Source organism: Plantibacter sp. CFBP 13570 (assembly GCF_014841395.1).
Lineage (GTDB): Bacteria > Actinomycetota > Actinomycetes > Actinomycetales > Microbacteriaceae > Plantibacter > Plantibacter auratus.
Genome location: NZ_JACYTW010000035.1, coordinates 1 through 13368 on the forward strand (window position 1 = coordinate 1; position 13368 = coordinate 13368).

Sequence of the window (13368 nt, forward strand, 5' to 3'; positions counted from 1 at the left end):
GGCCGCGCGGCTTCCCGACGCCGCTCCTCGACGGCGGGCGCCGACGGAACCGGTCCGCGACCGGCCCGCCACGCCGCGCTCCGCTACGCGCCAGTCGCCATCGTCCTTGGGGCCGGCCTCGCGATCGGTGGAGCGGTTCCCGCGCAGGCCGAACCGACGGTAGACGTCATCGCCGGTGAGGCGGTCGTCCTCACCTCGATCGGCGACCCGTCGGCCATGCGGTCCCTCACCCCTGGTCGATCGACGCCGTGGGAGGTCGGCATCAGGACCAAGCCGGAAGCCACACCGGGGTCCATCGACGTGACCATGGTCGGCTCCGGCTCTCCCGAGCTCGGGCTCGTCATGGTGGTCGACGCCTGTTCCGTCCGGTGGACAGCGGCCGGATGCGTCGGCACCGTCGCCCACCTGTTCGACGAGATGGCGGTGCCCGTCGACGGCGTCGAGCGCGCGGTCCTCTCGATGCGCAGCTCGGAGGCGTGGTGGCTGAAGTTCGACGTGCGGATGCCGTCCGGCGCAGCAGTTGCGAACGCCTCGGTCGCCCTCACGGTCACGGCCGAGGGCATCGGTGACGACGTCTCGGTCTCGCCCGGGCCGATCACCACGCTCCCCCGGACCGGTGCGAGCATCGAGTTCGCCGTGTGGACCGCTGCCGGCGCGATCCTCATCGGCCTCGTCGGCGCGTGGTTCGGCGCGCTGCGTCAGCACTCCCGCTCGGCGAGGGGCGCTTGATGAAACCAGGTCGGTCGAGACACGTCGCGGCGGTCGTCCTCGCGACCGCTGTCGCGCTCGTCGCGGCTCCTGCTCCGCAACCGGTGGAGGCCGCATGGCAGGACGCCGAGTCGGGTGCCGCGACGTTCGCCGCACTGAGCATCCCCAAGCCCGCCTACCTCGCCGGAGCAAACGGGTGCTCCATCTCGACGACGTCGGTGCTCGGCGTTGGACTGGTCATCAACTCCTACACCCTGACGTTCACCATGCCGGAGGGGTATGGCGCGGCGGACATCCAAGTCGGCGGCGGGAACACGTCGACCACGATCGCCCTCGCCTCGGCGGCGGTCACACCGGCCGCGACCTCGCCGACGCCGAACCCGACGAGGCAGTACTCCGTCACGTTCAACCGCGGTCTCCTCGACGGACTGCTCACCGGGCTACTCGGCGGAACCGGCTATCTCGGCGTCCGCGTAGCTCCATCGAGCCTGATCGTTCCGCCGCTCGCCCGAGACACGATCTGGACGTCGCCGTGGGCCGTCGTGCAGGTGGGGACGGGCCTCCTCGGCACGAACCCGACGTGCGCCGTCATCGGGTGAGTCGCGCCGGACCGGACGATTCTCTGACGATCAGCTCGAACCCGGCGCGCACCCGCCGCCCCGGACCGATGTGCCCGGCCACGCGTTCGACCAGCATCGCGACGGCCTCGCGGGCGATGGCCTCCTTGTCGGGCGCGACCGTCGTCAGTGACCGCATCGCGTACCGGCCGTCCTCGATGTCGTCGAAGCCCACCACCGCCAGGTCGCGCGGGATGTCGACGCCGCGATCCCACGCGGCGCGCATCGCGCCCAGCGCCATGAGGTCGTTGAAGCAGAACACGCCGTCGGGAGGATCGCCGGCGTCGAGCATCCCGCCCATGACGGCCGCCCCGCTCGCGCGATCGTATTCCCCTTCGGCCATATACCGGTTCGGGTCGAGTCCGGCCTCCTGCATCGCGCGAGTAAACCCGTCCACGCGCTGCTTCGCGGTGCCCGTGGAATGGGCCTGCCGACCGATGGCGCCGATGCGCGTGCATCCCTGTTCGATCAGGTGCCTGGTCGCCACGTAGGCCGCCTCGGTACCGTCGATGGCGACGTGGTCCGCGCTCGCGCCGTAGTCGCGCTCGCCGAGCAGGACGATGGGCTGGGTCGCGGCGGCTGCCTCGACGTCGGCGGCCGTGAGGTTGAGCGCGTTGAGCAGCACGCCGTCGAAGGTCGAGGACACCGCTCCCCCGGTGAGCACGGCACGCTCGCGTTCCGGGTCGCCGTTCGTCTGATCGACGACGAGGGTGAGCGAGCGCTTCGTGAGTTCAGGGATGAGGCAGCGGGCGAGGTCGGAGAAGTACGGAACGTCGAGCTCGGGGACGACGAGCGCGATGAGTCCACTGCGGTTGTTGCGGAGTCCTCTCGCGTGCGGATTGGGCCGATAGCCGAGTTCGTCGATGACCGCCTGCACGCGTTTGCGGGTCTCGGCACCGACCCGTCCCGGCAGGTTCACGACGTCCGACACCGTGCGCTGGGAGACGCCGGCCGCCTGCGCGACATCCCGTGCGGTCACTGCCATCCGTGCCTCCCCGTCGGTCGCGCGCGCTCCACCGTGCGTCGGTCCTGACGCAAGCGTACCGACTCCACGCCCGTCGGACACCGGCGGCAACCGATTTCCAAGTCCGTCTTGTGCTACGTAGCACAAGCGGTTAGCGTGTCTCCCTGTCAGCACGGTCGCAGCGAGTCGAAGGAGATGCGCAGCATGTTCGAGAGCCCACCACCCATCATCCGAGCCGCCACATGAGCGCGCTCAACGAGCTGCGAGCGCTGCGGACGCCGAAGGGGGCGGTGAAGCATCGCGACGCCTCCGAGTTCCGCGACAACCGCGCGGCACTCCTCTTCCTCGGCCCCTGGATCATCGGTTTCCTCGTCATCACGCTCGGGCCCGTGCTCGTCTCGCTCTACCTGTCGTTCACCGACTACAACCTCCTCCAGAACCCGAACTTCACCGGGCTGGAGAACGCGCAGCGGATGGTGGAGGACCCCCGCCTGCACCAGTCCCTCGGGGTGACCATCACCTACGTCCTGGTCTCGGTGCCATTGCAGCTCATGGTCGCCCTCGCGATCGCGGTCCTCCTGGATCGCGGCCTGCGCGGGCTCTCGTTCTACCGGTCGGTGCTGTACCTACCGTCGCTCCTCGGCGGCAGCGTCGCGATCGCCGTCCTGTGGCGCCTCGTCTTCGGTTCGAGCGGCCTCGTCAACGCGCTGCTCGCCGTCTTCGGCATTCAGGGGCCCGGTTGGATCTCGGAACCCGACACCGCGCTGTCGACGCTGATCATCCTGCACGTATGGACGTTCGGCGCGCCGATGGTGATCTTCCTCGCGGGCCTCCGGCAGATCCCGCGGCAGTACTACGAGGCGGCGTCGACGGACGGTGCCGGCCGGTGGACCCAGTTCCGGTCGATCACCCTCCCGCTGCTCAGCCCGATCATCTTCTTCAACCTCGTGCTCGGCATCATCGGCGCGTTCCAGTCGTTCACGCAGGCCTACGTGGTGTCGAACGGATCGGGCGGGCCGTCCGACTCGACGCTGTTCATCACGCTGTACCTGTACCAGAAGGGCTTCGGCAGCTTCCAGATGGGGTACGCGTCGGCGATCGCGTGGCTCCTGCTCATCATCATCGCCGCCGCCACGGCCATCAACTTCTGGGCCTCGAAGTATTGGGTGTTCTACGATGACTGATCTCAAGACCCGCCCCTCGTCCGAGGACGGCCTCTCGCCCGATGCGGCCGCCCGTCGCGAGCGGGGCGACGCACAACGCGCCAAGCTCCTGCGCCGACAGCGGATCTCGAGCATCGGCAAGCACGCGCTGCTGATCCTGCTCGGGCTGCTGATGCTCTACCCCGTGCTGTGGATGGTGGTGTCCTCACTCCGTCCGAACGGGTACATCTTCGACAACCCGGGCCTCGTGCTCGACACCTTCGAGGCGTCGAACTACACGAACGGCTGGAACGCTCTGGCGCAGCCGTTCGGCAGCTACCTGGCGAACTCGGCGATCGTGGTCGTCGGGTCGATCATCGGCAACCTGCTCACCTGCTCACTCGCCGCGTACGGCTTCGCCCGGCTGCGGTTCCGGTTCAAGCGCTTCGCCTTCGCGGCCATGCTGCTCACGATGATGCTGCCGATCCACGTGCTGATCATCCCGCAGTACGTCATCTTCGCCCAGCTCGACTGGATCAACACCTACCTGCCGCTCATCGTGCCGAAGTTCCTCGCGACGGACGCGTTCTTCATCTTCCTCATGGTGCAGTTCATCCGCGGCATCCCCCGCGAGCTCGACGAGGCGGCGCGCATCGACGGCGCCGGACACCTGCGGATCTTCGTGCAGATCATGCTCCCGCTCATGACCCCGGCCCTTGCGACGACGGCGATCTTCACGTTCATCTGGACGTGGAACGACTTCTTCGGCCAGCTGATCTTCGTGACCGACCCCGACAAGTACACCTCGTCGGTCGCCCTCCGCTCGTTCGTCGACACCCAGTCGCAATCGGACTACGGCGCCCTCTTCGCCATGAGCGTCGTCACCCTGTTGCCGGTGTTCCTCGCCTTCCTGTTCGGTCAGCGCTTCCTCCTCCGAGGCATCGCGACCACCGGAGGCAAGTAGCCCCGGGGCCTGAGCCACAACCCGTTCCCCCGGTCCCTAAGTCCCCAACCCGGTCCCCGAGTCCCCAACCGGTCCCTGAGCTTGTCGAAGGGCCAACCGATCCACCCCATGCAAAGGAGCATCATGCAACGCCAACCACGATCCCGGTCCCGCCTCCTCGGCTTCGCAGCCGCAACCGCCATCTCGGCGCTCGCCCTCAGCGGCTGCGCCGTCGGCGGTGGGAACGGCGATGCCGCGCTGAGCGACGAGGACGTCACCATCACCTTCAACTGGTGGGGCGCCACGGCCCGCGACGAGCGCACCCGCGCGGCCATCGACCTCTTCGAGAAGAAGTACCCCAACATCACCGTGAAGGGCCAGTCCACCGAGTGGGGCGGCTACTGGGACAAGCTCGCCACGACGGTCGCCGGCGGAGACGCCCCCGATGTCATGCAGTTCGACCAGCTCTACCTCGCCTCCTACGCCCAGCGCGGCGCCCTCGCCGACCTCGGTGCACTCGACGAGTTCCTCGACACCTCCGACCTCAGCGCCGAGGTGCTCGACCAGGGCAAGGTCAAGGACGAGCTGTACGGCGTGCCGATCGGCGTCGGCACCGTCGGCCTCATGGTCAACCGGTCCATCTTCGAGCAGTACGGGATCCAGCTGCCCGACGCGACGACCTGGACGTGGGACGACCTCAACGAGGTCGCCCTGCAGGTGACCGAGGCCTCGGGCGGCGCCGTCCACGGGATGTCCCCCTTCGGCGGCGACATGCCGACCCTCACGCTCTGGGCGCGTCAGCACGGCAACGACATCTACGACAAGGACGGCAAGGTCATCCTGAAGCCCGAGGTCGTGGAGAGCTACTGGCAGTACGCGCTCGACCAGATCGAGAGCGGCGCGGCCCCGAGCGCTTCGCAGCTGGCCGAGGGCAACGGTGTGGCGATCGACCTCATGGACATGAGTACGGGCAAGGTCGCGATGACCTTCCAGCCGTCCTCCGTGCTCACCGCCTTCCAGGCCGCTGCACCCGACCACCAGCTCGACCTGCTGCCGTTCCCGGCGAGCGAGGATTCGTCCGAAGGGTTCCAGTACCTGAAGCCGTCGATGTACTGGTCGGTCTCGTCGAAGTCCGAGCACCCCGCTGAGGCGGCGTTGCTGGTGGACTTCCTCACGACGGACACCGAGGTCGCGAAGCTGTTCGGCACCGAGCGCGGCATGCCCGCGAACCCGGACTTCCAGCAGGCGATCGACCCCGACCTGACGCCGACGGACCGCATCGTGGCGGGCGTCGTCGACGCCGCGCGCGAGGAGTCGGGCACCCCGCCGGCGATCACGCCCGTCGGTGGTGGCGACAGCGAGAAGATCCTCGGCCGCTACAACCAGGACGTCCAGTTCGGCAAGACCACCCCCAAGGAGGCCGCCGAGGCCTTCGTCGCCGAGCTGACGAAGGCGGTCGACGACGCCCGGTAGTAACTCCCCCGCCCTTCGACAGGCTCAGCCCCCTCGGTCCCTGAGCTCACCCCCGGTCCCTGAGCCCCACCCCCGGTCCCTGAGCCTGTCGAAGGGCCCCGACGACACCTCCACCCATCACGACGCATCGGAACGACACCCATGACGCACCCTCTCCTCTTCCCCACCCCGTTGCCGAGCGGCCGCGCCGACTCCACGCCGCAGCCACGCCCGGAGTACCCGCGGCCACAGCTCGTCCGTGACGGCTGGGTCAATCTCAACGGCCTGTGGGAGTTCGAGATCGACGCCGGCGACAGCGGGCTCGAGCGCGGGCTCCTCGGCCGCGAACTGACCGACCGCATCCTCGTCCCGTTCGCGCCGGAGTCGGCTGCGTCGGGCGTCGAGCACACGGACTTCATGGAGGCCGTCTGGTACCGCACGCGTTTCACCGTGCCGGCCGGCTGGCAGGGGAAGCACGGCGTGCTGCACTTCGGCGCCGTCGACCACGACACGACCGTGTGGGTGGACGGGGTCGAGGCGATGCGGCATCGCGGCGGCTTCACGCCGATCCGGGTGCCGCTCGGCGCGGTCGAGCCGGGGCAGGAACTGGAGATCGTGGTGCGCGCCCGCGACACCCGCCACGAGCCGAAAGCCGGTGGGAAGCAGGCGACCTGGTACGGCAACACCGACTGCTACTACACCCGCACAACGGGGATCTGGCAGACGGTCTGGGTGGAGGCCGTCGACGAGCTGCACCTCCGTCGGTTCACCGTGGTCCCCGATGCGGACGCCGCGCGCTTCGACTGCACGCTCATCCCCAGTCGGAATGCCGCGGGGGCGATTGCGACGGTGACCCTGTCCGCAGACGGCGTCGTCGTCGGGAGCGAGACGGCGCAGCTCGGGTCGACGATGTCGCCGTCGGTGCGGCTCGAGGTCCCGGCGGACCAGCAGCGGCTCTGGAGCCCTGCCGACCCGTTCCTCTATACCCTCGACATCGAGATCCGCGATGGTGCAGGCGATGTCACCGACCGCGTCTCGAGCTACGCGGGGCTGCGCAGTGTCGCGATCGACGGCACCGCGGTGCTGATCAACGGCGAGCACGTCTTCCAGCGGCTCGTGCTCGACCAGGGGTACTGGCCGTCCTCGCTCATGACCGCGCCGGACGACGACGCGCTCGTGGCCGACATCACGCTCGGGATGGACGCCGGGTTCAACGGTGCGCGGCTCCACCAGAAGGTGTTCGAGGAGCGGTACCTCTATCACGCGGACCGGCTCGGGTACCTGGTGTGGGGCGAGTTCGGCGATTGGGGGGTGTCCGGCGCGGGCACGGTCGGTCACAACCAGGGCCCGACGGCGTCGTTCATCACGCAGTGGGTCGAAGCGTTGGAGCGCGACGTCAACCATCCGTCGATCATCGGCTGGTGCCCGCTGAATGAGACGCACCAGACGCTGCACGACCGGGTGACCGTCCTCGACGACGTCACGCGGGGCATGTTCCTCGCGACGAAGCTCATCGACCCGAGTCGACCGGTGATCGACGCCTCGGGCTACGCGCACCGGGTGCGGGAGACGGACGTGTGGGACGCGCACTCCTACGAGCAGGACCCGGCGGCGTTCGCCGTCGAGCAGGGCGGGATCGCGGACGGTGAGCCGTTCACGAACCTCGAGGATGGACGCACCATCTCCCTGCCGTACGAGGGGCAGCCGTTCTTCGTGTCGGAGTTCGGCGGCATCTGGTGGAACGCGAAGCTCGCGGCGGCGGACACCGGCGGTGACTCCTGGGGCTATGGCGCGCGGGTGGCGTCGGTCGAGGAGTTCCACGAGCGCTTCGCAGGGCTCGTCCGGGTACTGACCGACGACGAGAACATGTTCGGCTACTGCTACACGCAGCTCACCGACACGTTCCAGGAGCAGAACGGCATCTACGACTTCGATCGCAGGCCGAAGTTCGACCTCGCCCGCGTGCGTGCGGTGCTCGCGGCCGACGCCGCCTACGAGCGCCGAGTCCGACCCTCCGCCTCCTGACCGATCGTCCGGTCCCAGAACCTGTCGAAGGGCCCATATCCCCAACCAGCCGACCCCCGCCGGTCCCTGAGCCTGTCGAAGGGCCCACGGGCTCCCCGCTTCGCCCAGGGACCGGTGCCCGGGTCAGCTCCCGCTGCGTGCCAGCGTCAGCAGGACCGTGAAGGTGTTGAACCACACGTGCGTCCAGATGCCCGGTCCGAGGCGACGGGTCGTCGCGGCGTAGACACCGTTCACCGTGCCGAGCACGAGGATGGTGAGCCCGAGCGTGACCATGGTGACCGGGCTGCCCCAGCCCTCATAGAGGTGGACGATCGCGAAGATCAGCGCGCTCGCTCCCACCGAGACGATGGCCGCCGTGCGGCGCCGGGCGGTCGTGGGCGTCGCCGCACCTCGACGCACGCCGTTCGTCGTCCGCCCGCGGAGGATCGAGTTCCGGAATCCGCGCAGCAGGAGCCCGCGGAAGAGGAGTTCTTCACAGAACGGCGCGACGATCGCCGTGGCGAACACGGTGTTGACCAGCACCCAGACGAGCTCTGGCGACGGCGGGGCGATGTTCGACTTCGGCGTCTCGCCGGTGAGGGCGATGACGAACTGGCCGATCATGCCACCGATCAGCTGGATGCCGACGGCTGAACCGAGCCCGATGAACACGTCGAACCAGCGGAAGCGGAGTCCGAAGTCCTTCGCCCAAGACCCGCTTCCCCAGGTGCGGCAGACGATCGCGAGGGCGACGAGGATGCCGCCGTCGAAGATGATCCACATGATCATCGTGCCGACCTCGCCGGACAGGACGCCGAAGGTCCGCGCGAGTTCGACGACGACGAGGAGCGCGATGATCGCGACGAAGGTCACCAGCGCGGTCGGGGTACCCCACCGGGTGTCAGGCGAGGGGGCGTAGGGCAGGCGCGCCTCGGCGCGGCGGGCTTCGGCACGTTCCTGGCGCGAGCCCGGGCGCAGGGCGGTCTCCGCCGGTGCAGCGGAGTGGTCGCTCATCGCTTGTTCGCGGCGAAGTACTCGCGTGCTGCCGGCACGTACATCTGGACGATCGCGACGATGGTCACGATGACGAAGATGAAGGAGAGCGGGTTGAGGGCGATCAGCCCGGTGATCGAGCCGAGGACGGAGAGGATGCCGACCACGGTGAGGACGATCCGAGCCCAGTTGCGACCCCGGAGCATGAAGAAGGCGAACAGCACGTGGAGTGCGCCGACGATGAACGCGCCGACGGCGGTCGAGATCAGGAGCACGCTCGAGGAGAGCACGCCTCCCGAGGCCGACTGTTCGGCTGCGGCCTCGGCGACGGTTCCGGCCGACATCGCGGCGGTGACGCCGGAGATGACGGAGAGGACGGCGGAGACGACCCACAGCCAGAAGGAGATGACGATCGGCGTGGGGGCGGTCTTGGTACCAGCGGTCATGGCCATGATGCTCGTTTCGGTCGTGGAGGATCCGACGACCGGACCCTGGTTGCTCGAAGGGTATTGCCGCACCCCTGTCCCCCGGAAGGGAGGTATGTCCCGGCCTATCCGTTTTCCGCAAGAACCGCCGCGCCACCGGTCCCTGAGCCTGTCGAAGGGCCCCGCTCCCCGGGCACTCCTCCCGGTCCCTGAGCCGCCCCACCGGTCCCTGAGCCTGTCGAAGGGCCCGGTCCCAGAGCCAACCCACCGGCCCCTGAGCCTGTCGAAGGCCCCGCTCCCTGAGCACTCCTCCCGGTCCCTGAGCTTGTCGAAGGGCCCGAAACCGCCGCCCAGGCACCCTGTCAAGCCCGCTCACCCGCGATCCCGTACCTCTTAACCTGTTCCCCATGACGAACGACACGAACGACACCGACCAGAACAGCAGCGAGGGAACGCCGAAGCCGGGCGGCCTGGGCGAGAACCAGACCATCCCCAACAGCGAGGACGGCCTCGCCGTCGGTCACGACCCCGACGCCTCGAACTTCAACCAGGAGGAGGACCCCGACCACCCGAGCGACGACGCGTAGGGTTCGGGAACGACGAAACGGCGGCCGGTGCAGAAGCACCGGCCGCCGTTTCGTGTGCGGCGTGAGCCGCTATGTGACTAGGCCGCGAGCGAAGCGCGCTGGCGGCGAACCATGACGAGGACTGCGATGAGCGCTGCGCCGAGGGCGACTGCGCCGGCTGCACCCCAGACGACGAACGCCGGAGCGCCGAAGCCGGTGTCAGCGAGGTCGTTGTCGTTGTCGCCCGAACCGCCCGCGCCAGCAGCGGTGACGGTAAGGGTTGCGGTGCCGGGCGTGCCGGAGGTCAGGCCGACTGCTGTGACGGTGTAGGTACCGGTGGCGTTGCTCGGAAGCGTCACGTTGAGGTTGACGGCGCCAGCGGCGGACGCCGCCTTCTCAAGTGACTTCGAGTCAACGGCGGCGAGCGTGGCGCCGGAGGCATTCTCGCCAGTCAGCGTGAAGGAGACGGTCTCTCCAGGCTGGAAGGCCCCGTCACCGAAGGCGACAGTGCTCGTCCCGCCGGGCGTAACACTGCCACTGACGGAGGTTGAGCTGTTCGGAACGTAGGAAGCGTTGGCGGCAACAGGTGCGACGAACAGGCCTGCGAGGGCCAGCGCGAAGACCGCGGTGATTTTCTTGATCATGTGATGTCCCCTTGAAGGCTCTGCAGGTGTGCTCGTGCAATGACAGTGCTGTAACCGACCGCCTTGACGATGTCGTCGAGCGGCGGAAGTAGAGCGTGCCTCCCCGACACCCCCCGAAAACGGGTCAAGAGCGACAACAGTCCTTACTGTAGAGCAAATTCACAGTTAATGGACGCCTGTTGTGTTTCAGAGAGATGAACTTTCGGCGTGGCCACGACTTCCGGGGCTCCCGATGCGTCATATGCCGTCACGCCGAGGTCGACGGTCGTGCTCTCCCCCGGAGCCAGCTCGATCTTGAACTGCGTTACCGGAAACTCGCCGTCGGTGGCCAACTGCGACGGAAGGTCGACACCGTCCCTCTGGACCCCGCCGGGCATGGAACCAGGTGGGGCGTACACGGCAATGTTGAAGCGGAAGTTGCCTGGCGTAACGCCATGATCTCCGCGTCCGGTGACATAGTCGCTCAGTGTCGAGGCCGCATCCAAGGGTGCCGTGTTTGTCAGCGTGAGCTGCAACCCGAGCAACCGCCCACTTGCACCACACGTGGCGACACCAGTCGCCGCCTGCAAGTCGAGGTAGTAGCCCATCTTGCTGCCGGTGGCGTCGTTGACGTACACGCCGAATGCATCATGCGCCTGCTCAGCCGTCGGGAGCAGATCGGTCAGCGTGGTTCCCTCGAGCACCGCCTGCTCCGCCTCGGCCGCATTCCAAATCAGCACACGCCGCTCAGTGCCGGCCTTCGCCAGTGCACCGATGAGCTTGGCCGGATCGAAGCTTCCGGATGCCACCCGGTCGAACACCGCCCCGGATGCCGCCGCGAAGAACGCGTCCTGGTCGACCGGGCTCGGATAGCGGTTGTAGACCTCGCTCAGCAGCAGCGCGCTGGCGTTCTTGCCGGTCAGTTGGTCACCGGTCGGAAGGTCGATCGGCCCGGTGGCGTCGAGCAGGTATCCGAGAGCGATGGGATCGATGCTGAGCACACCGTCCACGCGCGTCCCGAAGCGTTGGAGCCACATCTCCGAAGCGAGTTGCGCCGTCTGCTGGAACCGAGGCGTCAACGTGACGTCCTGCATGAATCGTCCGGTGATGTTGCCGTAGATGCCTGCCGTCTCCACCGGCAGCGGGAGCACGGGCTCGGGGAACCGCGGGAAGTCCGCGGTCGACGCCTGCTGCAACAACGAGATGCGTCCGCTATCGGTCCCGATGAGCGCGAGCGCGCCGGGGTTCCCGCCGCTCGCCCGCGGCTCGGCAGGGTTCTGGAACATCACGAGGTAGGTACGGGGTCCTTCGGCGCCGAGCATCGCGGGCATCAGGTCGATCGCGCGCCTCGCGGCGTCGACCGTGTCGGCGGTCTCGGTGAGGACGGGGCGGAGCTGATCGACGGCTCCGCGGACCTGGCTGATGAGTGGGCCTTGATCGATCGTCCGCACGCGTTCGGCGGCACCTTCCAGCGCGTCGTCTGCCTTGCGCACGTCCTCCTGTGCATCAACGATCGGTTGCAATGGCACCGCGCCGTCGACCGGCTTGAAAAGTTCCGGGCGAAGAGACCCGGCGAGGTTCACGAGCGGCGTGATGGCGCCGACGGCGACGTCTTCGGTCGCCCCGGCCAGCTCACGGACGGCGGTGAGGTTCGGCCCGACCCATGGGACGACCTCGGCGGCTCGCCATATCGGATCACTCGTCAGGCCGGCGGCCGATCGAGCATGCGCAGCCAGCTCGCGTGCGGTCTTGCCGGCCGCGCCGGGATCATCGGCGACGACCTGCTCGCGAACCGTCTGCGCCAACGGGACCGCCGCCTCGAGCTCGCCCTTGGCGAGGAAGGCGCGCACGCCGATCCAAGCCACGGCGGCGACGAGGACGAGGACGAGACCACCAACGATGAGCAGCGTCCTGCGACGGCGCACCTTCAGGCGTTCGTCACGCGCGCCCTCCCGACGACGGGCCCGCGAACTGGCGCTCGACCTCCGGCGGGAGCCGTCAATGCGGCTCGATCCCTCGGACCGTCGGGCGGCGGGGCGATCGCCGGAAGATGAACGACGGTCGTCGGATGGGGACGGCATGGGCGCTATTCAATCACGACGCCTGTTCCACCGGTCACTGCGGTCACACCGAGCACGAGGACCGAGGCGTTGAAGACGATGTGCGTCACGATGGCCGGACCGAGTCGCCCGGTGAGCACTGCGGCTGTGCCGGTTCCGAGGCCGACGAGGAACGTCCCGACACCGGTGACGAGTGCTTCCGACGGCCCGCTGGCGACCACCAGGTGGAGCGACGCGAACAGCGCTGCGGAGATCACGACGGCGATCCAAGCGGCCCGGCCGGGCAGACTTCCGCGCACCGATCGCAGCACGAGCCCCCGGAAGAACAGCTCCTCGACGACGGGGGCGATCACCGTCGCCGCGAGCACCGCGACGATGAACGAGGCCACGATGAGCGCACTCCCGGCCGGCACTCCGCCACCGGCCGTCGACGGCAGTGAGCCGTAGACGACCACCTCGAGGACACTGACGAGGATGCGGAGGAGGAGCCCCGCGGCCAGCCCCCAGAGGAGGTCGATCGGTCGGAAGGAGAGGCCGAGCACGGGCGCACTTCCACGAGGGGACGAGACGGCGAACCGGGCGAGGAGCACCGCACCGAGAAGCGGGACCCACACGAGTACGTAGCCACCGAGGGCGTCGAACGGCTGCGGGATCTGCACCCCGGCACGGATGGTCGCGGCCAGGAGCGCTGCGACCGCGAGCCCGATGAGCGCGATGGTCACCCTCGTCCTGGCGCGTCGCGTGTCCGTGCTCGAAGGGGTTCCTGGGTCGTCCGTCACGGTCGCAAAGCTACGCCACGCGTCGACCCGCTCGATCACGACGCTCGGGAACAGCTGACGGTTTGTGGCACCATGGCTCACAACCCCCTCTT

14 protein-coding genes are annotated in these 13368 nt (G+C 68.4%); 8 read left to right on the forward strand and 6 right to left on the reverse strand.

Annotated elements, in window-relative coordinates:
- Positions 1 to 729 (forward strand): hypothetical protein (locus IFT89_RS12525; RefSeq protein ID WP_202939105.1); only part of this gene is annotated, 729 nt, incomplete at its 5' end.
- On the forward strand, positions 729 to 1307 hold the full coding sequence (locus IFT89_RS12530; protein WP_191941662.1) for a hypothetical protein: 579 nt from the start codon (positions 729 to 731) through the stop codon (positions 1305 to 1307). The genes IFT89_RS12525 and IFT89_RS12530, both read left to right, overlap by 1 nt.
- On the opposite strand, the gene IFT89_RS12535 is transcribed toward IFT89_RS12530, so the two are convergent.
- Positions 1297 to 2310, reverse strand: coding sequence for a LacI family DNA-binding transcriptional regulator (locus tag IFT89_RS12535; protein ID WP_202939106.1), 1014 nt, complete (start codon positions 2308 to 2310; stop codon positions 1297 to 1299). The two genes, IFT89_RS12530 and IFT89_RS12535, sit on opposite strands and share 11 nt — an antisense overlap.
- Before the next feature lie 221 nt (positions 2311 to 2531).
- Between IFT89_RS12535 and IFT89_RS12540 the strand changes: the two genes are divergently transcribed.
- From IFT89_RS12540 to IFT89_RS12555, 4 genes are all read left to right on the forward strand, one after another.
- Entirely contained in the window at positions 2532 to 3473 is a 942-nt protein-coding gene (locus IFT89_RS12540) for a carbohydrate ABC transporter permease (RefSeq protein ID WP_085512502.1), read from the forward strand.
- The gene (locus IFT89_RS12545) at positions 3466 to 4395 is read left to right on the forward strand and encodes a carbohydrate ABC transporter permease (protein WP_085512504.1); all 930 of its coding nucleotides are present in this window, start codon (positions 3466 to 3468) and stop codon (positions 4393 to 4395) included. Before IFT89_RS12540 ends, IFT89_RS12545 begins: the two co-directional genes overlap by 8 nt.
- A gap of 123 nt (positions 4396 to 4518) precedes the next feature.
- Complete coding sequence (locus tag IFT89_RS12550) at positions 4519 to 5847, forward strand: ABC transporter substrate-binding protein (protein WP_202939107.1); 1329 nt, start codon at positions 4519 to 4521, stop codon at positions 5845 to 5847.
- A 141-nt stretch (positions 5848 to 5988) separates the two neighbouring features.
- Positions 5989 to 7851 (forward strand): glycoside hydrolase family 2 protein, encoded by a 1863-nt coding sequence (locus IFT89_RS12555; RefSeq protein ID WP_202939108.1) that lies wholly within the window; start codon positions 5989 to 5991, stop codon positions 7849 to 7851.
- Positions 7852 to 7974: 123 nt separating this feature from the next.
- Here the strand turns inward: IFT89_RS12555 and IFT89_RS12560 are convergent, their stop codons facing one another.
- A complete protein-coding gene (locus IFT89_RS12560) occupies positions 7975 to 8844 on the reverse strand; it encodes a CPBP family glutamic-type intramembrane protease (protein ID WP_202939109.1) in 870 nt (289 codons plus the stop codon).
- Complete coding sequence (locus tag IFT89_RS12565; RefSeq protein WP_202939110.1) at positions 8841 to 9269, reverse strand: hypothetical protein; 429 nt, start codon at positions 9267 to 9269, stop codon at positions 8841 to 8843. The genes IFT89_RS12560 and IFT89_RS12565 overlap by 4 nt, the downstream gene beginning before the upstream one ends.
- Positions 9270 to 9655: 386 nt before the next feature.
- On the opposite strand from IFT89_RS12565, the gene IFT89_RS12570 reads away from it, so the two are divergent.
- The gene (locus tag IFT89_RS12570) at positions 9656 to 9835 is read left to right on the forward strand and encodes a hypothetical protein (protein WP_064296076.1); all 180 of its coding nucleotides are present in this window, start codon (positions 9656 to 9658) and stop codon (positions 9833 to 9835) included.
- A gap of 77 nt (positions 9836 to 9912) precedes the next feature.
- Here the strand turns inward: IFT89_RS12570 and IFT89_RS12575 are convergent, their stop codons facing one another.
- Together IFT89_RS12575 and IFT89_RS12580 are read right to left on the reverse strand one after the other, a co-directional pair.
- Positions 9913 to 10458: a hypothetical protein gene (locus IFT89_RS12575; protein WP_202939111.1), complete on the reverse strand. Its 546-nt coding sequence runs from the start codon at positions 10456 to 10458 to the stop codon at positions 9913 to 9915.
- 143 nt (positions 10459 to 10601) lie between these two features.
- Entirely contained in the window at positions 10602 to 12020 is a 1419-nt protein-coding gene (locus IFT89_RS12580; RefSeq protein ID WP_202939112.1) for a DUF4012 domain-containing protein, read from the reverse strand.
- Between the two features lie 141 nt (positions 12021 to 12161).
- Here IFT89_RS12580 and IFT89_RS12585 point away from each other — a divergent pair, with 141 nt between their 5' ends.
- The gene (locus IFT89_RS12585) at positions 12162 to 12491 is read left to right on the forward strand and encodes a hypothetical protein (RefSeq protein ID WP_202939113.1); all 330 of its coding nucleotides are present in this window, start codon (positions 12162 to 12164) and stop codon (positions 12489 to 12491) included.
- A 32-nt stretch (positions 12492 to 12523) separates the two neighbouring features.
- On the opposite strand, the gene IFT89_RS20795 is transcribed toward IFT89_RS12585, so the two are convergent.
- Positions 12524 to 13276, reverse strand: a complete 753-nt coding sequence (locus tag IFT89_RS20795) for a CPBP family intramembrane glutamic endopeptidase (protein ID WP_202939114.1) — start codon at positions 13274 to 13276, stop codon at positions 12524 to 12526.
- Positions 13277 to 13368 lie beyond the last annotated feature (92 nt).